This is a genomic window from Facklamia sp. P12945, assembly GCF_050409485.1.
Taxonomy (GTDB): Bacteria; Bacillota; Bacilli; order Lactobacillales; family Aerococcaceae; genus Facklamia.
Genome location: NZ_JBNUPJ010000004.1, coordinates 24022 through 48626, shown reverse-complemented (window position 1 = coordinate 48626; position 24605 = coordinate 24022). Strand labels below are relative to the sequence as shown.

The 24605-nt window shown below is 35.9% G+C and carries 21 protein-coding genes and 1 pseudogene; 17 read left to right on the top strand and 5 right to left on the bottom strand.

The genetic code is table 11. The features are described 5' to 3' along the window. Positions 1-8: 8 nt before the first annotated feature. Positions 9-917 (top strand): phosphate acyltransferase, encoded by a 909-nt coding sequence (locus ACQV2X_RS02225; protein WP_428873499.1) that lies wholly within the window; start codon positions 9-11, stop codon positions 915-917. Position 918: 1 nt separating this feature from the next. Next, positions 919-1989 carry a butyrate kinase gene (buk, locus tag ACQV2X_RS02220; protein ID WP_428873500.1) on the top strand — a complete coding sequence of 357 codons (1071 nt, stop codon included), beginning with the start codon at positions 919-921 and terminating at the stop codon, positions 1987-1989. On the opposite strand, the gene ACQV2X_RS02215 is transcribed toward buk, so the two are convergent. The 4 genes from ACQV2X_RS02215 to ACQV2X_RS02200 form a co-directional block, all read right to left on the bottom strand. Then, the gene (locus ACQV2X_RS02215; protein ID WP_428873502.1) at positions 1986-2870 is read right to left on the bottom strand and encodes a LysR family transcriptional regulator; all 885 of its coding nucleotides are present in this window, start codon (positions 2868-2870) and stop codon (positions 1986-1988) included. The two genes, buk and ACQV2X_RS02215, sit on opposite strands and share 4 nt — an antisense overlap. A gap of 211 nt (positions 2871-3081) precedes the next feature. After that, on the bottom strand, positions 3082-3954 hold the full coding sequence (locus ACQV2X_RS02210; protein ID WP_428873504.1) for a carbohydrate ABC transporter permease: 873 nt from the start codon (positions 3952-3954) through the stop codon (positions 3082-3084). Next, on the bottom strand, positions 3954-4880 hold the full coding sequence (locus ACQV2X_RS02205) for a carbohydrate ABC transporter permease (protein ID WP_428894199.1): 927 nt from the start codon (positions 4878-4880) through the stop codon (positions 3954-3956). Before ACQV2X_RS02205 ends, ACQV2X_RS02210 begins: the two co-directional genes overlap by 1 nt. 74 nt (positions 4881-4954) lie before the next feature. Further along, positions 4955-6226, bottom strand: coding sequence for an ABC transporter substrate-binding protein (locus tag ACQV2X_RS02200; protein WP_428873507.1), 1272 nt, complete (start codon positions 6224-6226; stop codon positions 4955-4957). Positions 6227-6336: 110 nt separating this feature from the next. Between ACQV2X_RS02200 and ACQV2X_RS02195 the strand changes: the two genes are divergently transcribed. From ACQV2X_RS02195 to mgtE, 5 genes and pseudogenes are all read left to right on the top strand, one after another. Further along, a complete protein-coding gene (locus tag ACQV2X_RS02195; RefSeq protein ID WP_428873509.1) occupies positions 6337-7635 on the top strand; it encodes an alpha-amylase family glycosyl hydrolase in 1299 nt (432 codons plus the stop codon). A 144-nt stretch (positions 7636-7779) separates the two neighbouring features. Further along, a pseudogene (locus ACQV2X_RS02190) lies at positions 7780-7884 on the top strand (ArsR family transcriptional regulator); the annotation flags it as partial. A 166-nt stretch (positions 7885-8050) separates the two neighbouring features. Next, positions 8051-8449, top strand: a complete 399-nt coding sequence (locus ACQV2X_RS02185; protein ID WP_428873510.1) for an arsenate reductase ArsC — start codon at positions 8051-8053, stop codon at positions 8447-8449. A 10-nt stretch (positions 8450-8459) separates the two neighbouring features. Beyond that, positions 8460-9512 carry an ACR3 family arsenite efflux transporter gene (arsB, locus tag ACQV2X_RS02180; RefSeq protein WP_428873511.1) on the top strand — a complete coding sequence of 351 codons (1053 nt, stop codon included), beginning with the start codon at positions 8460-8462 and terminating at the stop codon, positions 9510-9512. Positions 9513-9775: 263 nt separating this feature from the next. After that, a complete protein-coding gene (gene mgtE / locus ACQV2X_RS02175) occupies positions 9776-11098 on the top strand; it encodes a magnesium transporter (protein ID WP_428873512.1) in 1323 nt (440 codons plus the stop codon). Between the two features lie 211 nt (positions 11099-11309). On the opposite strand, the gene ACQV2X_RS02170 is transcribed toward mgtE, so the two are convergent. Beyond that, positions 11310-12647: an MATE family efflux transporter gene (locus ACQV2X_RS02170; protein WP_428876111.1), complete on the bottom strand. Its 1338-nt coding sequence runs from the start codon at positions 12645-12647 to the stop codon at positions 11310-11312. 189 nt (positions 12648-12836) lie between these two features. Here ACQV2X_RS02170 and ACQV2X_RS02165 point away from each other — a divergent pair, with 189 nt between their 5' ends. From ACQV2X_RS02165 to ACQV2X_RS02120, 10 genes are all read left to right on the top strand, one after another. Then, positions 12837-14072, top strand: coding sequence for a lipid II:glycine glycyltransferase FemX (locus ACQV2X_RS02165; RefSeq protein ID WP_428894198.1), 1236 nt, complete (start codon positions 12837-12839; stop codon positions 14070-14072). Positions 14073-14373: 301 nt separating this feature from the next. Next, positions 14374-15609, top strand: a complete 1236-nt coding sequence (locus tag ACQV2X_RS02160) for a lipid II:glycine glycyltransferase FemX (RefSeq protein ID WP_428873515.1) — start codon at positions 14374-14376, stop codon at positions 15607-15609. Positions 15610-15712: 103 nt separating this feature from the next. Continuing rightward, positions 15713-17098: a L,D-transpeptidase family protein gene (locus tag ACQV2X_RS02155; RefSeq protein WP_428875025.1), complete on the top strand. Its 1386-nt coding sequence runs from the start codon at positions 15713-15715 to the stop codon at positions 17096-17098. A gap of 154 nt (positions 17099-17252) precedes the next feature. Continuing rightward, positions 17253-17966 (top strand): peptidoglycan bridge formation glycyltransferase FemA/FemB family protein, encoded by a 714-nt coding sequence (locus ACQV2X_RS02150; RefSeq protein ID WP_428894197.1) that lies wholly within the window; start codon positions 17253-17255, stop codon positions 17964-17966. Positions 17967-18013: 47 nt separating this feature from the next. Then, on the top strand, positions 18014-18445 hold the full coding sequence (locus ACQV2X_RS02145) for a peptidoglycan bridge formation glycyltransferase FemA/FemB family protein (protein WP_428894210.1): 432 nt from the start codon (positions 18014-18016) through the stop codon (positions 18443-18445). Positions 18446-18578: 133 nt separating this feature from the next. Then, entirely contained in the window at positions 18579-19484 is a 906-nt protein-coding gene (locus ACQV2X_RS02140; RefSeq protein ID WP_428873517.1) for a LysR family transcriptional regulator, read from the top strand. 506 nt (positions 19485-19990) lie between these two features. After that, positions 19991-20773: an enoyl-CoA hydratase/isomerase family protein gene (locus tag ACQV2X_RS02135; RefSeq protein WP_428894196.1), complete on the top strand. Its 783-nt coding sequence runs from the start codon at positions 19991-19993 to the stop codon at positions 20771-20773. A gap of 15 nt (positions 20774-20788) precedes the next feature. Continuing rightward, positions 20789-22093: an acetyl-CoA hydrolase/transferase family protein gene (locus tag ACQV2X_RS02130; RefSeq protein WP_428873519.1), complete on the top strand. Its 1305-nt coding sequence runs from the start codon at positions 20789-20791 to the stop codon at positions 22091-22093. A gap of 21 nt (positions 22094-22114) precedes the next feature. Further along, entirely contained in the window at positions 22115-23320 is a 1206-nt protein-coding gene (locus tag ACQV2X_RS02125; RefSeq protein WP_428873520.1) for an acyl-CoA dehydrogenase family protein, read from the top strand. A 33-nt stretch (positions 23321-23353) separates the two neighbouring features. After that, positions 23354-24598 (top strand): thiolase family protein, encoded by a 1245-nt coding sequence (locus ACQV2X_RS02120; RefSeq protein WP_428873553.1) that lies wholly within the window; start codon positions 23354-23356, stop codon positions 24596-24598. The last annotated feature ends 7 nt before the right edge of the window (positions 24599-24605 follow it).

The window sequence follows — 24605 nt, the reverse complement described above, 5'->3', positions numbered from 1 at the left end:
GGAAAGTTATGTCGTTCATTTCACAAATTAAGTCCTTCAAACAAAAAGAAAGATCTAGCAAAAACAAATTCGTCCTAGCTGTAGTAAAAGCTGCAGACGATGAGGTAATGAAAAGTGCAAAAAAAGCCATTCAAGAAGAAGGCTTGAAGATGATCTTTATTGATGATAAGGAGCAATTAGAAAAAATCATTGCAAATTATCAACTATCAGCAGAAGATTACGAAATCATTGACGAATCCAACGACTCACAGGCAGCTTTTGAAGCAGTTCGTTTAGTCCGTGAAGGTAAAGCTGGTGCGATTATGAAAGGGAAGCTTTCCACCGGAAAGTTATTGAAACAAGTCGTTGCTAAAGAGACAGGAATTGTCAAAAGTGGCTTATTAACCCACATGGCCGTTTTATCCATTCCCAAACTTGATCGTTTGTTAGGCATAAGTGATGGTGGCATGGTTTTGCAACCGAATAAAGAAGAGTATAAAACAATTATCCAACATGGAGTGGAAGTATTTCACAAATTAGGTGTAGAAAAGCCTAAAGTAGCTCTGTTATCTGCAGCTGAAACCTTAATTCCTAAATTGCCATCTTCTGTTAACTTTGCTGAAATCGCTGAGGAGTCAGATAATTCGCAGGCAATTATAGAAGGCCCCTTATCTTTAGATATTAGTTTATCACCGACAAGTGCAGCAGAAAAAAATTGGTCTGGAGCAATTAGAGGAGATGCTGATTTAATCATTGCTTCAGATATTGTCGCTGGTAATAGTCTATCCAAGTCACTCTTGCTATTTGGTGACGGCGAGATGGCTGGTATTATAATGGGAGCGCGCGTACCGATTATCTTAACTTCGAGAAGTGCTTCGGCTAGTGAAAAATATGCCTCTATTCTATTAGCTCAGTTAATGATGGATAAGGGGGAATAAAATGAACAAAATTATTGTCATTAATCCGGGAGCTACATCAACTAAGATAGCTTATTTTGAAAACGATCAAGAAATCTGGAAAGATGAAATTCTCTATACTAATGAGGAAATCAGTCATTTTCCACATGTTTTTGATCAGTTTGAAATGCGTTCCCAAGATGTTTTATCATTATTAGAAGAGCATCATTTAACCAAAGACCTTGACACTGCCGTAGGCCGTGGAGGGGGCATTGGTCCAGTGAAGTCAGGGGCTATTCTAGTTGATAACGAGCTATTAGATCGTCTAGAATTCCATCCAGTTATTGAACATGCTTCAAACCTAGGTGCCAAATTAGCACAAGCCGTAATCAATCACTTTGGGAAACCGGGTACCAACGCATATATATATGATCCAATTACAGTCGACTCAATGTCAGACGTAGCTAGACTGACTGGCATAAAAGGAGTGAGTCGTAAAAGTATTGGACATCATTTGAATATGCGGGCGGTTGCTAGACGAGTAGCGAGTGATATGGGGAAAAGTTATCAAGAGGCTAAAATTATAGTGGTTCATATGGGAGGAGGCTGTTCAGCTAGTGCTCATCAAGGTGGTGAAATTGTTGATTTTATTTCAGACGATGAGGTAATGTTCTCAGCAGAACGCTCTGGTGGAATTGCTATTAAAAATTTAATCCCTCTAATCAAAGAAAGGGGAGTCGATGCGTTTTATAAATTTGCTAGAAACGAAGCAGGCTTATACTCTTATTTTCAAACAAAGGATTTAAGATTGATCGAGCAACGAGCTGTTGATGGAGATGAAGAAGCTAAGTTAGTACTTGAAGCTATGGCTTTAGGGATTGCGAAAACAATCGCTTGTTTGGCAGCTACGATAGGCGGTCCAGTTGATGCCGTTTCAATGACAGGTGGAATGGCTCATTCGGAATTTTTAAGAAATGAAGTCAAGAAAAGAACAGCATTTATTGGTCCGTTTATTCCATTCCCAGGAGAATTTGAAATGATTGCCTTAGCAAAAGGTGGTAACCGCGTCTTAAATCAGGAAGAGACCGCACATCGTTTAGCAGAAATGGGTTAATTTGATTTTATGATGGATATAAATTCATTCATCGCTGGTGTCAATGTATAATTATTTCGCAAAGCAATACCAATCGGATAATAGTTATTGCGATCTTCCAAGGGAACCCAAGCGAGTTCTTCTAATTTGCTTAAAGGCTTAAACTCACTCGGTAAAATGCAGATTGAGTTTAAGCTTTTTAAGCTATGAGTAAGCACTTCCCAATCATTGTTGACTAGAACAATATTTGGATCGAACCCAACCTTGCGACAGCGTTTAGGTAACATTTCACCTAGCATAAAATTATCAGTTAGATTACAGAAATTTTCGTCTCTTAAATCTTTAAATTCAAGCGAAGCACGACTAGAGAGTGGGTTGCTTTTAGGTAGAACAACACTGACCTTATATCCTTGAGTGGTCGTGTTTAAAGGTTCAATATGAATGCCTTCTTCAATCTTAGGAAAAGAAACGAGGCCAATGTCAATTGTACCCTCAGCAAGCAATTGTTGAAGATGACGAGACCCATCTTGAACTAGGACCAATTCCAAGTTGGAATGGGTAGCAATAAATTTTGATATTTGAGGCATGAATTGAATGGCAAAGAGAGAAGTTAATCCGACTTTCATTATTTCAGCTGGATTATGATTATAGCCTTGAATTTCAAGAACTAGTTCATCGAAAGCTTCGGTCAAGTTTTTCCCCCTGTCATAAAGAATTTTACCGGTATGAGTAAGCGTCATTTCTTTTTCTGAATAAGTAAAAAGTTGTGTATCTAGTTCCAGTTCAATTTTTTTAATTGCTTGGGAAAGTGTAGGTTGAGTAATAAAAAGACTTTTAGCAGCGTGAGAAATGTTTTTTGTTTCTGCTACAGCAATAAAATATTTAATCTGACGTATATCCAAGATAGACACCTCCTTTTAGATTTTTTAAATTCATTATATCAAATGACGGCTATTTCTACTAATAAAGCTAATTTTTGTTTAATAGATTGTTTTGTTTTTTGCATTATGATTGATTTTATGAGAGCTTGAATATTGTTATAGTTTCCTCAAAAGCTAATAAAAATAGAGATCCTTCTTTGATTTGTCTGGCAGGATCTCTATTTAGTTTGTTTTATTTAATTGCTCCATCAACCATGCCTTTAAGGATTTGTTTTTGAGCAAAGAGGAAAACAATAATGATTGGAATCATAATCATTAAGGATGAAGATAAAATCATATCCCACTGTTTAGTGTAGGAACCGGCAAAGTTTGAAATAGCAATCGGTAATGTTTGAATGTCATTACCGACACCTAACAATTGCATCGGCAGTAAGAAATCATTCCAGATCCAAATGCCATTTAAAATAATAATCGTAACATAGATTGGTTTCATAATGGGCATGACTACATAAAAGAAAGTTTGTAGTTTGTTAGCACCATCTATTTCGGCAGCTTCTTCAATCTCAAGTGGGACACCCTTTAAAAAACCATGAAACATAAAGACAGACATGCCCATTCCAAAGCCAATGTAGGCCAAGATTATCCCAGGATAAGATCTCAAGAGTGAGAAATTCATTAGGGGTTCAGTTACATTCATAGATAGGATTCTAAACCAAGTAATCAGTGGATACATGACGACTTGGAAAGGGATAACCATTGAAGCCACAAACATATAAAAAATGAGTGAAGAAGTTTTTGATTTGTATCTCACTAATCCCCAAGCAGCTAATGAACTGACCAGACTAATTAGAGCCAAGGAAGTGACAGTAATAATTACTGATGATAAAAAAGAACTAGGATAATCAATAGAGGGGTTGTTCCAAATAGTAAGGAAGTTTTCCCATATTTGTCCCCAATTTTCAGGCAGTGAGAGTGGATTGACTAATATTTCGCGAGAGGATTTGGCTGAGTTAATAAATATTAACAGTAAGGGGCTGATAAATAAGACAAAAACTAAGAGGGCGAACAACTCCAAGAAAAACTTTTTCCATTTGATAATTGACATTACATTTCGACCTCCTGACGTTTTGTAATATAAGTCTGACTAAGACTAATAATGACTAGAATAACAAAAAGAATTACTGCTCGAGCTTGACCATAAGCTAAATTATTTTCAACAGAAGCAGTATTATAAATATTCATAGTGATAAACTCAGTAGACTTGATGGCTTCACTATTCCACATCATAGAAGGGCCACCACCCGTCAAGGAGTAATTGACATCGAATATTTTAAAGGAATTATTAATGGTTAAAAATAAAGAAACAGTAAATGATGGCATAATCATTGGTAAAGTAATGTGGCGTAGCTTTCCCCACCAATTGGCTCCATCTAAGGAAGCAGATTCATACAATGAACGAGGAACGTTTTGCAAGCCCGCGTAATAAATCATCATAATATAACCGGCATATTGCCAAGTTGAAGTTAAAACCAAGGCAGAAACAGCTAGACGCGGAGAACCTAAGAAGAGATTTTCAACCAGCCAATCGAAAGCCAACAATTCTCCAACTTGAGGAAAAACATTATTATAGATAAATTGCCAAATATAACCCAAGACAATTCCACCAATTAGATTAGGAACAAAGAAGCCCGCACGATAAATATCTCTACCTTTAACTTGACTAGAAACAATCATAGCTAAAGTAAAAGCGACTAAATTAATAATAATTATATTAAAAAAAGCAAAAATAAAGGTAACCATCAGAGAATAACGAAAACGAGAATCGGAAAAACTTTCTTTATAATTACCTAAACCAATAAAATCTGCAACAGGCTTAATAATCCCGCCCCAATTCGTAAATGAATAATAAATGCCCATCACGAAGGGAATGAAAATCACTAAAGTAAGTGCAATAAAAGCAGGGGCCACTAAAAAAATAAAATTGCGACGCTGCCGTTTACTACGAGATTTTTTATGAGAGGCAGATGCCATAAGAACCCTCCTTATAAATGAAGGAACTAGAAGAAACCCTCTAGTCCCTTTAAGAACACTGCTAAATTAACCTTTTATTCTGAAAGTTGTGAAATTTCTTCAGACATTAGTTGAATGAATTCATCTTTGTCAATGTTACCTTGAGCAAATTGACCATAGATAGGGCCTAGGTTATTCATACCGAAACCATCAGGCATAAAATAAGTCGAATCAAAGGAGTAAACTGGCTTTTCATCAACAATCCATTGTGCTAAGAATGCAGACATTGGCGCTTGTGGTGTTTCTTCAGTGGTTGAGAAAGGTGAGATCATATTGGCTTGGTTTACAATATAGTCTTGACCTTCAGGAGTATCCACCATGTCTTGGAAGAATTTATTGATAGATTCCATTGCGCCAGATTCTTTATTCACAACATAATATGATGGAGCACCAATAAAGAGACCATCAGCATTTGCATCAGTTCCTAGTGTTTGATAAGGAATGAAGCCCATTTTGAAATCAGCCTCTAATTCTGCTAAGTTGGGATCTTTCCAGTTTCCTTGATGAAGGAAAGCTGCTTGCCCTGTAGCAAAAGCAATATCCATGTCTTCTTGTGTACCTACTGTTAACATTTGCTTGTCAGTATGTTGGAAGAGAAGCTCTACCCAATCCGCATAGTTTGCCATACGGTCTTCATCGACTTCACCTTTAAGGGTCATTTCTGTAACAGTACGGTCACCATTTTCTAAACCGGATCCAAGATAAGCGTTGAAGTCATGATTACCCATAATCCATGTTTCGCCTTCTTTAGTAGCATTTGCTACAACTGAAGTTAGTCCTAATTCTTCTTTACGATTTTCTAAATCTTCAAAAGCAGCTTTGACTGCTTCAAAAGAATCTAAACTAGCTGGATCAATGCCTGCTTTTTCTAAAAGGTCTGCATTATAAGCTAAACCATAGCCTTCAACTGAAACAGGGAAACCATAGACTTCATCACCTTGTTTAAATTCAAATTCAGTTTGATCAATCCAATCACCTTCAAGAGGAGTGAGGAAATCAGCCCAGATATCGTAGCCTCCTTGCCCTTCAATAACAAAGACATCAGGACCGTCACCCGCTGTGAAATCTGATTTCAATTGGTCACCTAGAGTACAGGAACCAGAACAGACTTTAACTGTAACATCCACTCCATTAGCCTCACCCCATGTTTTAGCATAGTTAGTTAAAGCCTCTTGAGTTTCACTTTTGTTAGAATAGAGCGTAAAAGCATCAGGACTGTCAGACGCAGCTGAAGCGCTCGGCAGAGATATGAGAGAACTAGCCGCTAAAATCAAGCTAGCCTTAGAAATTTTTGATAGAATTGTCATGGTATTCCTCCTATAATTTTAACTTTTGTTATAATAATTATAGCTTTAAGAATAAAGGTTTGCAATCGTTTGCAAAATTAATAAAAAAAGTTACAAACAGGAGGACTAGGATGGCTAAAGAAAGTGCATTAGAGTTAAGGAAGCTGGTAATTTACAGTATATTTACCCGTAACTTTTCAAAAGAAGGTAGTTTTAAAGAGGTGGAAGCTGAAATTCCACGTTTAAAAAAGTTAGGGGTTGATATGGTTTGGTTTTTGCCTCATTATCCGATCGGAAAGATTAAACGAAAGGGCACAAAAGGATCACCCTATGCCATAAAAGACTATCGCGGCATTCACTCAGAGTTAGGTAGTCGCGAGGATTTTATTCATTTAGTGGATCAAATTCATCAAGCGGGTATGAAAGTGATGATTGATATCGTTTATAATCATACCTCTCCAGACAGTCTTTTAAGCAATCAAAAATCTCAATGGTTTTATCAAAAACCAGACGGCAGTTTTAGTAATCAGATTGGTGATTGGACAGATATTATCGATTTGGATTATAATGACAATTTTGACTTATGGGATTATCAAATTGAGACTTTAATGGACTATGCCAAAATCGTTGATGGTTTTCGCTGTGATGTAGCTTCTTTAATTCCTTTAGATTTTTGGTTGGCTGCTCGTGAAGCAGTTAAAGAAGTTAATCCTGACTTAGTGTGGTTAGCAGAGAGCGTTGAGCCTTCATTTATTCTCGAAACAAGAAAACAAGCTATGACCGGACTGTCAGACTCCGAAGTCTATCAAGCTTTTGATTTGACCTATGATTATGATATTTTTAATGATTGGGTTGCTTATTTAGAAGAAAATCAACCTTTATCTGCTTACCTTACTAGTTTAAATCGACAAAATTGGATTTATCCTGCCAACTTCACTAAATTACGTTTTTTAGAAAATCATGATCAAAAACGTATTGCAGCAAGAATTAAGGATAAGCACTCGTTAGAACAAATAACAGCCTTTAACCTCTTTTTACGTGGTGCGCATTTAATCTATAATGGACAAGAGATTCAAGCTAATCATTTACCTAATCTTTTTGAAAAAGATCCAATCGACTGGTCTAATGAGTCGACTTTTTCAGAGTATTTAGCGGACTTAATCCAAATTAAAAAGGAGTATATTCCTTGTGAAGGAAGTTTTGAAGTGGGTGGCGATGATGACTTAGAAGCTGTTTGGGTTAAGTATCAAAACCATGAAGAATGTTTGATGGGGATCTTTGCTTTGAATAAAGAAAAACATGGTTCGATTAAAATACCACTTGCTGATGGAGCATATCGTCATCTATTAGAGGATAGATGGATAAAAGTTAATGATGGAGAAATAGCCTTATCCGATAGACCTCAATACCTCACTTATAAAGAAGATTAAAGCCAAGCCTCATATCAAAACAAATTGGTATAAGGGTACATTTGTTATATGCTGAAACATCAATAAGATTTGATGTGAGGTGATAAAATGGAAGATTTAAAGGTGATGGTTGATTAAGACAAAGCGTTAAGTGATGAGAATCGTTTAGTTATTTTGCAGCTTTTGAAGAAGGGGGAACAGTGTGCTTGTGTATTACTTGAGCAACTTGACCTTTCTCCATTGGGATTGTCTTACCACATGAAAAAATGAGTTGGATCAGGCATTGTTAAAGAGCGTCAGGAAGGGAAATGGGTTTACGGTCGTATTTCTAATCAAGGGCGAAATCGCTTTATATCAAATCTCAATGTTTTAACTAAGCCTACTGATAAAGAAATCAACAAGTTTTAAGCAGTTAGCTATTTAAAGGAGTTGTAAAATGAAAAAAGTAGCATTTGTCTGTGTTCATAACTCATGTCGAAGCCAAATAGCAGAAGCGCTTGCCAAACGTTATGGTCAAGGTGTAATTGAGGCATATTCAGCTGGAACGGAAGAAAAAGATCAAATTAATCAAGAGGCTGTGCGTTTAATGAAAGATATCTACCAGATAGATATGGAAGCTAACCAGCAGCCTAAATTAATCACTGAACTAGCTGAAATCGACTATTTGATCACTATGGGCTGTAATGTGAATTGTCCGTTTCTTCCTTTTAATGATCGCAAAGAGGATTGGGGCTTAGAAGATCCCAGTGGTAAATCAGATGAAGCATTTAAAGAAGTGATTGCTTCGATTGATCAAAAAGTCAAAGAATTAGTTGCCGAAATTAGTCAATTATAGGAGGTTTTTTATGAATCAAGTTGAAATGAAATCGTTTGAAAAAAACTTAACCTTATGGGTGTTGGTTTGTATGATGATGGGTGTGTTAATTGGAAAATTCATTCCTCAAATACCAGTCTTTCTCGGGCAATTTGAATTCTATAATGTTTCCATTCCTACAACTATTCTCCTATGGATTATGATTTACCCTATGATGTTGAAAATAGATTTTAATAGTGTTAAGAATATTGGAAAAAATCCTAAGGGCTTATATATTACTTGGATGGTCAACTGGGTGATCAAACCACTTACCATGTATTTTATCGCTTATTTATTCTTTAATATTATCTATGGTCGTTTCTTATCAGCTGAATTAGCTTCTGAATATGTAGCGGGTGCCGTTCTCTTAGGAGCAGCTCCATGTACTGCTATGGTCTTTGTTTGGTCGAAATTGACTCGAGGAAACAGTGCTTATACTTTGGTTCAAGTGGCAACCAATGATTTGATCCTTTTAGTAGCTTATGTGCCAATTGTTAGTTTCTTATTAAAGATGGGGAATATTGCTATTCCTTGGGAGACGCTATTATTATCTATTGTACTTTTTATTGTTATTCCGCTTTTAATGAGTATGGTTACACGTCGCATTATTATCTCAAATAAAGGCAATGATTACTTAGAGAATACCTTTATTCCATCTTTTGATCGTTACACTTCTTTAGGCCTATTATTGACTTTGATTATTATTTTCTCTTTCCAAGGTAACCATATTATGAATCAGCCGCTTAATATTCTATTGATTTCTATTCCTTTGATTATTCAAACTTTACTAATCTTTGGAATTACTTTTGCTATAGCATATAAAGTCAACCTGCCATACTCAATAGCAGCACCTTGCGGCATGATTGGTGCTTCTAACTTTTTTGAATTAGCGGTAGCGGTAGCTATTTCACTTTTTGGACTTTCTTCTGGAGCTACTTTAACGACTGTTGTCGGTGTCTTAGTAGAGGTGCCTGTTATGTTAATGTTAGTTCGCTTTGCTAATAGTAAGCAACATTGTTTTAGAAAAGAAGAGCAATCCATTTAATAGATTGCTTTTTCAGCTAGCATTCGATTAAATAAATTGCTATGATATAATGAATATAAATAATTTCAAGGGGTGAGTAAGATGGATGCTGGAGAAGATGTTCGAGTCTGGAGTAACAAGAATTATAAAAAAAGACATTCACTATCAGCATCGCTTACTCGCCTTGCTTTTAGTGGGTGTTCTTTAATTGTTTAACTATAAAAATGACAGTGATTTGTAAAATCACATATAAATGAAAGAATTTTCATTTAGGAGGGAAACAAATGAAGAAATACCAAATCGATCAAATTAATCATTTACAAGAAAAAATCAATCGCATGGACCCAATTGATATTGCTGAACAATTTGATAACTTAACGGCCTATGAAATTGCTTTAAGGATTAAATTGTTGAGTAAAGATCTATTAGCGGATACTTTTGCCGAGCTGAGTAAAGAAAAGAAAATGGAAATCATTGAGATTCTATCTGATGAAGATACTGGTGAATTGATCAAAGAACTTGATGAAAATGAACTAGTTGACACTTTGCAAGAATTACCAGCCAATATGGTAAAAAAAATCATGCAATACTTTGTCACCGAAGATCGTCGACCAATTATTAATCAATTGTTGGGTTATCCAGAAGAAAGCGTCGGATCAGTGATGACCGTTAACTTTTTAGCTGCAAAAGAACGCTTGACCCTTAAAGAAATATATAATCTGGTACTCCAATCAGACCTAGATGCCAATAAATTAGAACAAATCTGGATTACAGATGGATCGCTACGCTTGTTAGGATTTATTCATTTGGGTGATTTAATTCGTTATCCTCAAGCTGAAGTATCTGACTTATTAAAGGGCTTAACACGCACAGTATCAGCTAAAGATGATCAAGAAGTGGTAGCTAAATTGGCTCAAAAATATGACTTGTCAGAAATACCGGTTGTCGATTCAGAAAATCGTTTAGTAGGTACTGTTCCTGTTGAATGGGCCATTGATATCTTAGCAGAAGAGTACCATGAAGACTTCGGAAACATTCACGGGATCAATGACGTGGAAGAAACGCATTATTTAAAACAATCTGATTTGTCGATAGCCCGCAGTCGAATTACCTGGTTAATCATTTGTTTAATTACTGCATCTGTCACGGGTTTTATAATTCAACGCTATGAAGTGACTTTAGCTACCAACGTAGCTTTAGCCATGTATATACCGATGTTAATGGATAGTGGGGGGAATGCAGGAAGTCAGTCCTCGACTACTATTATAAGAGCCCTATATTTAGGAGAATTACAAGGTGTTTCTTTTGTGAAAATTTTACTAAAAGAACTTAGGATAGGTTTTATTGTTGGACTTGCCTTGGTTGTGGTCAATATGTTAAGAATTTTAATTTTAGATTCTGTTTCATTCCAAGTGAATCTGGTCGTATCGATCACTTTATTAATGACCGTCATGTTATCCAAAGTAATCGGTGGTTTATTACCAATTTTGGCAGACAAATTAAAGATCGACCCTACTGTTATGGCAGGTCCTTTAATTACGACGATTGTTGATACTGCATCCTTACTAGTATATTTTGAAGTGGCTAGTCGTTTATTGAATATTTAATCCAGTGAAAACCATCTTGTTGCTAAAAGACACTGCACCCCATAAATGGGACAGAATAAAAACACCTTTCACACGAATTCTGAACGGCTCCCTGTTAAGTAGATAGGTAAAAAAAGTAAATTTTATGCACCTATGGATTTTATCCGTAGGTGTTTTTATGTTGGTCTCACTATTTGGGGTCAGTTCTAAAAACAACAAGATGGTTTTTATATTAAATACGAATTTGAGTCCATTTTCCTGCCTTAAATCGGTGGCGCATAAGAAGAAAGCGTGAAAATTGATCAGATAGTACACCGATCCAAATGCCAGCGAGTCCGAGCTTAAAAATATTGACCAAAATAAGAGTAACTGCGGTACGAATAATGGATGCTGAAATAATTCCTACGAATAAGGTATATTTAACATCACCACCTGATCTAAGACAACCTGCATAAATGATTTGTGAGATCTGTAATAGAACAATGACCATAGTGAATTGAATAACAATAATAGATTGGTCAATCAACTGAGGGTCCCTGAAGTAAATACCCATTAAATCGCGTCCGAAGAAGAATAAAAAGGCTGAGAGTATTATAGAAATAACAAGTCCTATTCGTTGGCAAATTTGACCAAATTCAATCGCTACTTTAGGTTTTTCTTCACCTAAGGCCTTACCTGCAAGAGCAACAGCCGCTACCTGCATTCCATCCGCAAAAGAAAATCCTAAACCCAAAATATTCATACCAGCATTATGGATTGCGAAAGTGTTTGTTCCTAAGCTAGCAGCAGTTAATGCAGTGGCTAAGAAACCAATCCGCATCGCTAAGTTTTCGATATACATAGATGATGAGAGCTTCCCAATCGTTTTAGCAACATTGAAATCAAAATGAACTTTGTTTTTCAAGAGATACCTAACTTGAATCAAACTATGAGGTTTAAATAATGAGCGTACACTCATAAACATTGCTACGACTGAACCGAGTACAGTCGCAATAGCCGCTCCTTTAATACCTAAAGCCGGGAAGCCAAACTTACCACCAATTAATAGGTAGTTAAAGAAGACGTTCAAGACAGAAGAAGTCAGGTTAGTGACAAAAGCTATTTTGGTATTACCACTTCCTCTTTGAGCGGCATTGATCGTCATAGCAATTAAGTTAAAGACCATGCCACCCATAATAATTTGATAATAAAGAACTGCAGAAGGGTGAGTATCTGGTTGACTACCTGCTAAGTGGATAATATCACTGGCAAAGAAAACAGTGATCAAACTAAAAAGTAAACATAATATAAGAGTTAGAATCATGGCGGTAAGAAAAACGCTATTAGCACCCATTTTATCTTTTTGACCTCGACGTCTAGCAACTAAAGACGAAACGGCTATATTAATCGAAATAAAAATTGCTAAGGCAATAAATTTTGGTTGAGTGGTTAAACCAACGGCTGCAATGGCATAGCTTCCTAAACTTCCTACCATCATGGTATCTATCATCCCCGCTAAGGCAATAAAAAAAGACTCCAAGACCGAAGGCCAAGCCATTTTTAAGGCTGTTAAATAATATTTTTTGTTCATTTTAAATCATCCTTTATTTAACTTTGTAAAAAAAGTATTCAACTACAATCCTATAACTTTGCTGTCTATATTACCAGAAAATTGCCCCCTTTGTTTCTACCAACGGAGTTTGAATATGTTTGAATTAATATCAGTAGAATAGCTACTTATGCTATAATGTTTGAGAATGGACGGAGAAGGAGTGCCACAATGATTCAAAATATTAAAATTAGTGACAAAGAACATGATCAATTTGTAAAAGAACATTCTAATGGCGATATGTGCCAACTATCCTCTTGGGGAAAAGTAAAACAAGCTTTTGGTTGGAAGTGGTCAAGAGTTAGTGTGGGAACTGATGCCCAAGTGACAGGCGCCGCTTCCTTATTATATAAAGAAATCCCATTGATCAAACGGTCTATCTGTTATGTTTCAAGGGGATTCGTGGTCGATTGGTTCGATGATGAATCGGTCAAAGCATTGTTAGAAGCGGTAAAAGAAGATGCTAAAAAACACCGCGCTTTTCTAATAAAAATAGATCCTGATATAGAAGAATCAACAGCTGGTCTATTAGAACAAATTGAATCCTTTGGCTTTAAGCATCAAGGGTTCACTTTAGGCTTTAAAGAGGCGGCTCAACCGCGCTTTCATATGGTAACTGATATTAATAAGAATGAAAAAGAACTCTTAAAATCCTTTCAAGGTCGAACGCGAACTAATGTCAGAAAAGCCAATAAGTATGGCTTTGATTTAGAAGATGCTCCTGAGAGTAAGATGTCTATTTTCTATGACATCATGAAAGTTACTGGTGATCGAGATGGCTTTTTAATTCGTGATCTTTCATATTTTAAACGCATTTATCAAGAAATGAATCCTCCTCATGAAGCCAAGCTCTTTTTAGTAAAATTGAATCCAGACCAAGCAATCAAAGGGCTCGAACAAGATGTTAAAAACCGCCAAAAAGAACAGAAGAATTTGTCGAAGAAAGAAATCAGTGAAGGAATTCTGCAACAGTTAGAGCAAATCGAACAGTCGATTGCAAATACTTACGATTTAATAGAATCCTTAAAGCAGGCAGAAAACGAAAGTGAAGAAACTATCTATTTATCAGGAGCAATCTACGTTCAATGTGGACGCAAGGCCTATTATTTATATGGTGCATCTTCTAACCAATTCCGTGATTTATTACCTAATTACTTCATGCAATGGGAAATGATGCGTTATGCTCAAGAACAGGGGTGTTTATCGTATGATTTTGGAGGGGTGTCGGGTATGGAGGGGCATCCAGAGGATGACGCACCTGGTTTGTTTGAATTTAAAAAGCGATGGGGAGCTAATAAAAGAGCTCGAATCGGTGAGTTTGATTACGTACTTTCGCCAATACTTACTAAATTATATCGCTTTGCCTTTTCTTTAAGAGCGCGATTGATTCAGCTTAGAAATCGGTAACGGCTTTATTTTAACGAAAGTTAAAATGGATATTAGCAAGCTACTTCTAGGGGTTCAAATTTTAAGTGAGTTACATATGAAATTAAGATTATATTTAAAATACTATTCGAACACTTGAAGTAGAAATATTGAATTAAATTCTTCCTTATTATTTTATGGCTAGTAATATATAATAGCCCAACTTATATTTTTATTTCTAAGATTCACTTAATTTCATTTAATTAGAATGTGAGAGCGGATCAATTGGAAGATTTTTCACCTATGCTATAATATCAAAGAAAGATGGAGAAGGAGTTCCACAATGATTCGAAATATTATAATTAGTGATACTGAACATGATCAATTTGTAAAAGACCACCCCAATGGCGATATGTGTCAATTGTCTTCTTGGGCCAAAATAAAACAATCTTTAGGTTGGAAGTGGTCGAGAGTTAGTGTGGGCCATGAAGACCGAGTGACAGGAGTTGCATCCTTATTATATAAAGAAATTCCTATTATCAAACGTTCTATTTGTTATGTGTCTAGGGGATTCGTGGTCGATTGGTTCGATAACGAATCAGTTAAAGCCCTTCTAGAAGTGGTTAAAGAAGATGCAAAACAACATAATGCTTTTTTAATCAAAATTGATCCAGTTCTAGAAGAGTCCACCCCTCATTTATTAGAACAGATTGAAAGCTATGGATTTAATCATCAAGGGTTTACCTTTGGTTTTAAAGAGGCGATTCAGCCCCGTTTCCATATGATTACAGATTTGAATAAAAGTGAAAAAGAAATACTGGATTCATTTCAAGGATTGACTCGTACTAATATTCGAAGAGCTAATAAATATGGCTTTATTCTAGAAGAGGCGCCTATAAGTAAAATGGCTATTTTTTACAATCTTATGAAAGAAACAGGTGCAAGAGGGAAGTTCTGGATTCGAGATATAAGTTATTTCGAGCAAATTTATAATGAAATGAATCCAAAAGGAGAAGCACAATTTTACTTAGTGAGGTTAGATCCAAAAGCAGCCATAGAAGGATTAGATGCTAATGATAAGAATCGTCAAAAAGAATTGAAAAGTCTCAAAAAGAAAAAACCAACTCCAGAATTTGAACAACAAATCAAACATTTAGAAGAAGCGATTGAAAAATCTGCTCATCAGAAAAAAACTCTTGAGCAAATTGCTCAAGAAAATCCAGCCGGCTATTACTTATCAGGAGCCATTTTCGTTCAATCAGGTGGGAAAGGCTATTATTTATATGGTGCCTCATCTAATCAACTACGTGAATTACTACCGAATGACTTTATGGTTTGGGAAATGATGCGTCAAGCGAAAAAGCGGGGATGCCATTCATTTGACTTGGGAGCAATTTCTGGCTTAGAAGATAAGCATGAAGATGATGCACCTGGACTGTATAATTTTAAGAAACGTTGGGGTGCCGTTAAAAGTGCTCGAATTGGTGAGTTTGATTATGAATTATCGCATTTTATTTCAATCTTATATCGTCAATTATTTAAGTTGCGCCAAATTTACTTTAATTGGCAAAAGAATTGAAAATAATAGTCGTAAAGAACGATAACTGACAAATTGTAATAGATTATTACTAGAATATTCATAAATACATGATATACTAGAATCTCGAAAGGGAGGTAATTTTGTGAAATTTTTAAAACGCTCACTGGTAACAATAATGATAGTAAGCCTAATCTTTGGTTTAGTATATGCAGGTGGAATCGGCTATTATTCTAATCGTTTTCAAGCAAATACTAAAGTGGGACAAATTGATGTAAGTAACTTGACACTCCCTCAAGCAGAGGAAAAAATAGAAAAATATGTACTAGATCAACAAATTGAATTTTTTGAAAATGATCGGTCAGTAGCAAGTATTAAAATGAAGGATTTACAGCCTCAAATTGACCAATCTGCTAAATTGGAAGAGCTTTATAATAATCAAAATCCAAATGCTTGGTTAAATTATTACTTTAAAGGTCAAAGTTTTGAAGACACCTCTTTAACTGACATAGAGATCGATTACCAAGTATTACAGGATAAATTAGAGGCCCAAGGCTTAGATAATAATAAGCGTTCCGCTTCACAAGATGCCTTTATCGACTATTCAGAAGCAGAAGGCTACCATGTTGTTGAAGAAAAACAGGGAACTCAGATTGATGAGGAAGCTTTAAAAAATGGTATGATGGCTCAGATTCAAGCGGGTAATTCTAACGTAGAATTAAATCAATATTACAAAAAGCCTACAATGACCAGTCAAGATAGCAAAATTGAAGAATTTTTGGAACAAATTCAAGATGTTGTAGATACAGAGATAACTTTAGAGATTGATGGCAACGAAGAAGTCATTCCTAAGAAAGAAATTGAAAAGTGGCTGCATTTTGATGAAAACAATCAAATCGTTTTCGATGAAAATATGATTATGGAATTCTTAAAAACATACAATGATAAGTATTCATCTTACTTAAATCCTCGTTCCTTTAATTCTACTTTACGAGGTCAAGTTACAGTACAACCTGGTACTTTAGGATGGTCAATTGATCGACAAGCTGAAGCGAGTCAAATTGTAGAAGATTTGCAAAAAGGCGAGGACGTACGTCGCGATCCAGTAGTAGTAGGAAGCGGTTATGGAAGTGGTGGCGATGATATTGGTTCAACTTATGTTGAAGTAGACTTAGCTAACCAAACAATGTTCATCTATATTAATGGTCAACTTTTCACACAAACACCGATTGTTTCAGGAAAAGATGGGGCTGAAACAGTTCCAGGCGCTTATGCAATTTGGAGCAAGGAAAGAGATCGGTATTTAGAAGGATATGACTGGGTAAACGAAAAAGACTATAAAGTACATGTGGATTATTGGATGCCGTTTGATACTGTTGGTCAAGGTATTCATGATACTGCTAGTAGACCGGCCTATGGTGGAGATATCTATCGTTCTAATGGATCAATGGGATGTATCAATACTCCACCAGCAGTTATGCAACAAGTTTATAACGCTTTAGAAGTTGGTACGCCTGTCATTGTTTTCTAATTTATGCAATTTTTTTTAAATACAAGCATCAGCATATGTGAACAATCACATATGCTGATGCTTGTTTTTTTATTTTGAAGAAACTGCGGCAGGTTAAAAACTTAAAAATAGGCGAGTATAAACACTGACATTCTTAAATGCCTTGGAGGTAGCCATGAAGATTATTGAAATTTCTTATGATGAACTTGCACATTTTTTAGCTAATAAAAGTGGCTTTTCTTTTTTACAAACAGCTCAAATGGCTAAAGTTTTAGTTGCTCGCGGTTTTCAGGAAAACCGTTTAGCTTTAGAAAATGCAGGAGTTATAAAAGCTGTGGGATTGGCTTATAGCCAAAAGGTCTTCGCCGGTAAAAGAATGGAATTAATGGCAGGGACTTTTGCAGCAGAAGAACAGTATGAATCACTTTTCTACCAGCATCTAAAGTTATATGCCAAACGCATGAAAATCACGGAGGTGATTGTTCAACCTAATCTCAAGGATCATCTCTATAATAGTGAAGCAACAACCATTAAGGATTTAGAAGCAATACCAAGCTATTTTGATGAATTAGGTTATACTAGAGAAAAGTCAAATGTCTACAATATGCAAGGAATGCCGACTTTCCAATATTTAAAAGATTTAAGTGCTTTTACATCAGAAGATGAAAAATTGCTTTTAAAATCTTTTAATAAAAATAGTCAAAGAAAGATTAAAAAGGCTAAGCAGTTTGGTCTTTCGATACGAACAATGGACTATGAAGAAATGGAAGATTTCTGCAGAATAACTAGGGAAACCGCTCAAAGACAGGACTTTGAAGATAAATCACTAGATTATTATCAAGCAATGTATAAAAACTTTAAGGATCAAGTTGAGTTTTTAGTAGCTTAGATCAATCTTCCTAAAGCCATTGAAAAACTAAAAAGACAAATCAATGAATTAAACCCCAAAAAGTTCAAGATCAAGACCGAATCAAGTCATTAGAGAAAGATTTAGAAATGGTTCAAGCCATTCAAGATGAAGAGAAAAAAGAAATTATTCCTTTAGCAAATATGTTAATGGTTTATTTAGAGCAAGAAGCAACTTATTTTCTGGGGGGATCGCTAGAATCTTATCAAAAGTTTTCAGCTCCATTTCTATTACAATATGAAGCCATGATGCGAACAATTAAAAAAGGGATTCCTTATTATAATTTTTATGGAATTGAGGGGGAATTTGATGGAAGTGATGGCGTTTTGCTTTTTAAACAAAATTTCAATGGTTTTATTCTTGAAAAAACGGGCGTTTTCTTCTATCGTCCGTTCCCGCTTTATTATAAATTGACTCACTCTTTAAAAAGAATAGTATTTGGCTTAATTTCAAAAAAATAATGCAAAATAGGATAAAAACCATCTGCAATAAACAGGAGGTTTTTGTGCAGAAAATAAAGCGTTTTCCTTTTAGAATATTGAATATCTGATATAATTTAAGAGAAATAATTAGAATCTGGAGAAAGGTAAAAGAATGGATATTAGACAACTAAAGTATTTCGTTGAAATTGTTCAGTCAGATTGCAATATGACTAGAGCAGCTAAGCACCTTTTTGTTAGCCAATCTGCACTTAGTCAAATAATTTCTTCATTTGAAGAAGCTCATAATTTAGACCTTTTTTATCGCGAAAGAGGTCGCTTGGTAGGACTGACGCCGATTGGTCATAAGTATTATAAGTATGCTTTGGAAATGATTGGTCTTCATGATCGAATGATGACGACCATTCACAATGAGTCGCGCAAGCTTAATAATGTGGTACGCATCGGTCTACCTTCTATTGTATTGAGAACTAGACTAACTAATGTCGTCTTAGATTTACGAAAAACTTATCCTGATGTAAACCTAGAAATTATTGAGGGCGGTTGTCAGTTCTTATATGAAAGGTTAGATGAAGGCGATGTGGATCTGGCTATTCTGATGGATCCCATTCGACGGACAGGGGAATTTCAAGACCAGGTTCTGATTCACGATAAATTTGTTGTCTTTATGGATCCTAACAATCCTTTAGCTAAGAAGAAAAAAGTGACCTGGGATGAAGTGAACCAAATGCCTATTGCCATTTTTAATGAATCATTTTCTACTAATCGTTTGGTAATGGATCAATTTGCTCAAAGACAGATGAAACCTGAAATTTTCGTTCACTCTTCTTCTTGGGAATACCTTATTGATCTTGTAAAAGGGAATGAAATAATTACGATTCTTCCTCTATCTACTTATCATTTAATGAATTCGGATCAAATAATTTATCGCGAATTCAAAAAGGATTTACCTTTTAATATCTATTTATCAAGAAAAAAATATGAAGCTTACCCGACCAGCCATAACTTACTTTATGACTGGATTAAAAACTATATAGACCAGCAAGTAATTAGTGGGTAAGAGTTAAATATCTTTCAAGCATATTTCTAAATTTTAGAAATATGCTTTTTTTTTGTGCTGTCCACTCTTTTTTTAAATAATTTTTTAAATTTAACAAAACTGCTTTGAAAAAAATTAGGCAAAACTTTATTTAAATAGTTGGCGATTACACAAAGTATTTAATAGATAAAATTTAATACGAATTCATATTAAATCAAAAGCTATCGCACTTATGACCTCTTTGTGAAAAATTTTTATAAAAAAACTGTTGGATTTGTGAAAAATAGTGGGAGAAATCACAATTAAAATACTACCTGATTAGTAAATGTAATGGAATCGATTTCTTTTTCTAAGTTGTAAGTCTCTAAATGATTGCCTATACTCAATTTGTAAGCGCTTATCAAATTTTGTGTTGCATAATTTATGGAGTAAGTATTTAAATTTGATCGATCAAAGTCAATTTTAAGTTTGTGAATTATTTTTATCTAACAAGTTTTACTTTGTGATTTTGATTGAAGGAGAGAATAATGACTCAGTTAAAGACTTTAAGTTATACGGTTGATAAAGGCATAGCCAAGCTTGTCCTCAATCAACCCAAGAGCCTGAATGCTATTAATTTAGCAATGTTGGATGACCTAAATACCTTTATGAATGCAATGGAGCAGGACGAGAGTATTCGAGTAATTATCTTGATGGGTGAAGGTAAAGCCTTTATGGCCGGTGGAGATATTAAAGAAATGATGAAGATGGATGACCAAGTGGCTAAGAAATTCATTGAATATGGAAATTATACAATGAATCGCTTAGCAGGCCTTAAGCAAATAATGATTGGGGCTATTAATGGTTATGCCTTAGGTGGTGGTTTGGAACTCGCTTTAACTTGTGACTTAAGAATAGGAAGTTCTGAAAATACAATCGGTTTTCCTGAAGTCGGCTTAGGAATTATGCCAGGCTATGGAGGCACTCAAAGAGCAGTCCGTTTAATCGGCTTAGGTGCTACAAAACGATTAGTTTTCACTGGAGAATTGATAGATGGTAAAGAAGCTTATCGATTAGGTTTGATTGACTATTTAGTTCCTTCAGCAGACTTATTAGAAGAAGCTGATAAATTAGCTGACAAACTAATGCAGCAAGCCCCACTTGCTTTAAAAAAAGCCAAACTGGCTATTAATCGAGGTTCCCAATCAACCTTACAAGAAGGACTCTTATTAGAAAATGAAATTGTGATTGGATTATTTAATAGTCAAGATCGTATCGAGGGTATGAATGCCTTTGTTGAAAAGCGAAAAGCTAATTTTAAAGCCAAATAAGTTAGGAGGAATAGTATGAGTCAATATCAAGCGATCTATGATGAAAAACGTCGTTCAGTTGAAGAGTTAGTCGCAATGATTGAACCGGGTGAAGGGATCGTTCTAGCAGCGGCTGGAAGTGAGCCATTATTGATTACCCAAGCTTTAAACAATGCTAAGCAACTTAAAGGGAATCGATTGTATCGGATGTTATCAATGTCACCGGTAGTTAATCTAGCTAAAGATCAATTAAAACAGTTTACTTTTTTCTTATCAGGCTTGGATCGTAAGGCTATGAGAAATACAGATGTCGATTTAATTCCTTCTCATTTCTCAGAAATACCCGCCATTATTAAACAAAGAGAACCAGAACCTGTAATGATTAGTCAAGCTTCACCAATGGATGAAGATGGATACTTTTCATTTGGCTTAACAGCTGCTTATACACCGTGCACGGTTGAGTTTGCAAAAAAAGTGTTTCTTGAAGTAAATGAAAATATGCCGCATACACATGGAGAGGGGATGAGAATTCATATCTCAGAAGTAACTGCTTTTGTAGAATCTTCTGAAGATGTTGTAGAATTACCGGATATCGAATTATCAGATAAGGACCGCAAAATTGGTGAGTATGTTGGGGACATTATTGAGGACGGTTCAACTATTCAAATCGGCTTTGGAACAATTCCAAATGCTGTTATGAATGCTTTAAGCCATAAGAAAAACTTAGGGATTCATACCGAAATGTTGCCATCATCAATAGTAGATCTTTATAACAATAAAGTTATTACTAATGAAGAGAAACCGGTCGGTAAACACCGTTTCTCAACAACTCTAGCTTTAGGAAATCGTCGCTTGTATGATTTTATTGATAATAATGAGGATGTCGAAATTCTTCCGGTTAACTTCATAAACAATATTGTTGAACTTGCAAAAATTGAAAACCTGGTCTCAGTCAATACAACTTTAGAAATTGACTTCTTGGGTCAATGTAACTCTGAACAATTAGAAGATTTCTACTATTCTGGTACCGGTGGTCAATCAGACTTTGCTGTGGGGGCAAGAATTGCTGCCAATGGTGTGGGAATTGTTTGTCTATATTCGACAGCTAAAGATGATACCATTTCTCGAATTGTTCCACATTTACATAGTGGTTCACCTGTTTCAACCTCAAAAAATGATATTGAAATTGTTGTTACAGAATATGGGGTAGCCCACCTTAAAGGTAAGAGTATTCAAGAAAGAGTACAAGCTTTAATTGAAGTGGCGCATCCGAAGTTCCGTGATGGTTTAAGAGAAGAAGCCATCAAGCTTGGTTATTTAGAAAATAAAAAATTAAAATAAAAGAAAAGGATTGATTTTAAAATGACTACAAAGATTGAAAAATTACAGTATTTATATCCAGAAGATATCTATGGTTACTCGCATGATCTTTCAGAAAATGAAGTAAACTTTCTAATGAAGCTGCGTGAAGTACTTGAAAAAGAACTTTATCCAGTTATTGATGAGCACTGGAAGAAAGAGCTTTTCCCGATGGAAGCTTTTAAGAAAATTACTGATTTAGGTTTGATGACTCATCCAACTCTTTTCGAGGGACGGGAAAATAAACGTAAAACTTCAGAAATTTTTAATCTTTTCCGTCTTTATGAATTAAACCGTATGGATTCTTCAATTGGTGCATTCACTATCGTCCACGGAGGACTTGCTTACTCAACTGTTTTAATCGGAGGATCTGAAGAACAAGTTAATTACTATGCACCTAAATTGGCCTCTTATGAATGGCATTCATGTTTCGGTTTAACTGAACCTCTTCACGGATCAGATATTGCCGGTGGTCTATCAACAACTGCTGAGAAACAAGGTAATAAATGGGTCTTAAACGGTGAGAAGAAATGGATTGGCGGGGCAGCAACTGCCGATGTTTTACCAATTTTTGCACGCGACGTTGAAGATGGCAAGATTAAATGTTTCATGGTAGCAGGCGGAACTAAAGGCTTAACAGTCGATAAGATTGATGGAAAGATTGCCTTAAGAATGGTCCAAAATGGACATATTAAATTAAATAATGTTGAAGTGGACGCTGAAGCGCGTTTAGAAAATATTAATGGCTTTAAAGATGTCGCTAAGATCTTATACACTACTCGTGCAGATGTGGCTCACTTAGCAACAGGTTTACATGCTGGAGCTTTAGCTAATACCTTGAAATACGTTAAAGAGCGTGAGCAATTCGGTAAGAAAATTTCTGAATTCCAACTAGTTCAAGAAAAACTAGCCAGAATGCAAGCAAACTGTGTGACTTCATTAGGACTATCTCACCGTTTAGCTGTTCTACAAGAAAAAGGTAAGTATGCAGAAGTTCAATCTTCACTTGCTAAAATGAATAACGCTTACCGTCTGCGTGAAACAGTAGCCCTAGGACGTGAGCTATTAGGTGGTAACGGTATTATTGTTGAACACGATGTGGCACGCTTCTTCGTGGATGCTGAAGCAGCGTATTCTTATGAAGGAACCCACGAAGTCAACTCATTAATTATCGGTCGTCACTTAACAGGTAAAGGGGCCTTTGTTTAGAAATACCAAGCTGAAGCAAGAGATAAGGAGCGAATTATGAAGAAAAATTTAGATGAAGTAGTTATTGTTGGGGCAGCCAGAACACCTGTAGGAGCCTTCTTGGGCGATTTAAAAACGGTTCGTGTTCAAGACTTGGGAACAACTGCTTTAAAAGAAGCAGCTAAAAGAGCAGGTGTCAGCCTAGAAGAAATTGAAGAAGTTATCTGTGGCCATGTGGTTGGTTCACCTACTTCAAGTAATATTGGTCGTGTAGTCGGCATTAATGCAGGTTTACCGATTGAATCTACTGGTTATACAGTCAACCGTTTGTGTGGTTCTGGTATCCAATCAGCTGTTTCAGCTGTACAGCTTTTACAAGCTTCTGAAAAGAAATATGTGGCGGCAGGGGGAGCAGAGTCCCTATCTAGAGCACCTTATTTCTTACCAGAAGAAGTGCGTTTCCAAGGATTTAAAACTGGTGATCAGCGATTAATTGATGCGAATACTATGATTCATACAGGGTCAGTCGGTGATGGGTACCCAGACTTGATTCATATGGGACAAACAGCAGAAACTTTAGCAAAGATGTATAAGATTTCGCGTGAAGAGCAAGATGAATTTGCTTTAAACAGTCAAGCCAAGGCCAAAAAAGCCATGGAATCAGGGCGCCTCGCTCAAGAAATTGTGCCAGTTGAAATAACTGATCGTAAGGGAAATGTGACTGTGATTGATAAAGATAGTCACCCACGTCCGGATACTAGTATGGAAAAATTAGCTAAGCTAAGACCAGCTTTTGTTAAGGGTGGAAGCGTCACAGCCGGAAACTCTTCTGGACTAAATGATGGGGCAGCTTTCGAAATTTTTACGACTAAAGAAAATGCCGCGGCTAATAACTTAGAAATCATGGCTAAAGTAATGGATTATTCTGTTACTGGCTGTGAGCCAGATTTAATGGGCTTAGGACCAGTTAATTCGATTAAAGAAATTTTGGAGCGTAATGATTTTACTTTAGAAGATATCGATATTCTTGAGATTAACGAAGCTTTTGCAGCCCAAACTCTAGCCTGCTTGAAAGAATTGGGTAATGGCCCTGAAACAGAGCTATATGAACGCTTAAATCCAAACGGAGGGGCTGTTGCATTAGGACACCCATTAGGATGTACAGGGGCGCGAATGATTACAAGTATTTGTTATGAGTTCAAGAACCGTCCAGAAACACGCTATGCGATTGCATCAGCTTGTATCGGCGGCGGAATGGGAATATCTATCTTATTAGAAAACGGCTACTACAAGGACTAAGTCTAAA

Coding starts and splice junctions, on each gene's coding strand:
- ACQV2X_RS02185 (WP_428873510.1), top strand. CDS start 8,051: ATGAAAAAAGTAGCATTTGTCTGTGTTCATAACTCATGTCGAAGCCAA.
- ACQV2X_RS02130 (WP_428873519.1), top strand. CDS start 20,789: ATGAGTCAATATCAAGCGATCTATGATGAAAAACGTCGTTCAGTTGAA.
- ACQV2X_RS02170 (WP_428876111.1), bottom strand. CDS start 12,647: ATGAACAAAAAATATTATTTAACAGCCTTAAAAATGGCTTGGCCTTCG.
- ACQV2X_RS02160 (WP_428873515.1), top strand. CDS start 14,374: ATGATTCGAAATATTATAATTAGTGATACTGAACATGATCAATTTGTA.
- buk (WP_428873500.1), top strand. CDS start 919: ATGAACAAAATTATTGTCATTAATCCGGGAGCTACATCAACTAAGATA.
- ACQV2X_RS02210 (WP_428873504.1), bottom strand. CDS start 3,954: ATGTCAATTATCAAATGGAAAAAGTTTTTCTTGGAGTTGTTCGCCCTC.
- ACQV2X_RS02125 (WP_428873520.1), top strand. CDS start 22,115: ATGACTACAAAGATTGAAAAATTACAGTATTTATATCCAGAAGATATC.
- ACQV2X_RS02150 (WP_428894197.1), top strand. CDS start 17,253: ATGAAGATTATTGAAATTTCTTATGATGAACTTGCACATTTTTTAGCT.
- ACQV2X_RS02165 (WP_428894198.1), top strand. CDS start 12,837: ATGATTCAAAATATTAAAATTAGTGACAAAGAACATGATCAATTTGTA.
- arsB (WP_428873511.1), top strand. CDS start 8,460: ATGAATCAAGTTGAAATGAAATCGTTTGAAAAAAACTTAACCTTATGG.
- ACQV2X_RS02205 (WP_428894199.1), bottom strand. CDS start 4,880: ATGGCATCTGCCTCTCATAAAAAATCTCGTAGTAAACGGCAGCGTCGC.
- ACQV2X_RS02135 (WP_428894196.1), top strand. CDS start 19,991: ATGACTCAGTTAAAGACTTTAAGTTATACGGTTGATAAAGGCATAGCC.
- ACQV2X_RS02225 (WP_428873499.1), top strand. CDS start 9: ATGTCGTTCATTTCACAAATTAAGTCCTTCAAACAAAAAGAAAGATCT.
- ACQV2X_RS02195 (WP_428873509.1), top strand. CDS start 6,337: ATGGCTAAAGAAAGTGCATTAGAGTTAAGGAAGCTGGTAATTTACAGT.
- ACQV2X_RS02200 (WP_428873507.1), bottom strand. CDS start 6,226: ATGACAATTCTATCAAAAATTTCTAAGGCTAGCTTGATTTTAGCGGCT.
- ACQV2X_RS02140 (WP_428873517.1), top strand. CDS start 18,579: ATGGATATTAGACAACTAAAGTATTTCGTTGAAATTGTTCAGTCAGAT.
- mgtE (WP_428873512.1), top strand. CDS start 9,776: ATGAAGAAATACCAAATCGATCAAATTAATCATTTACAAGAAAAAATC.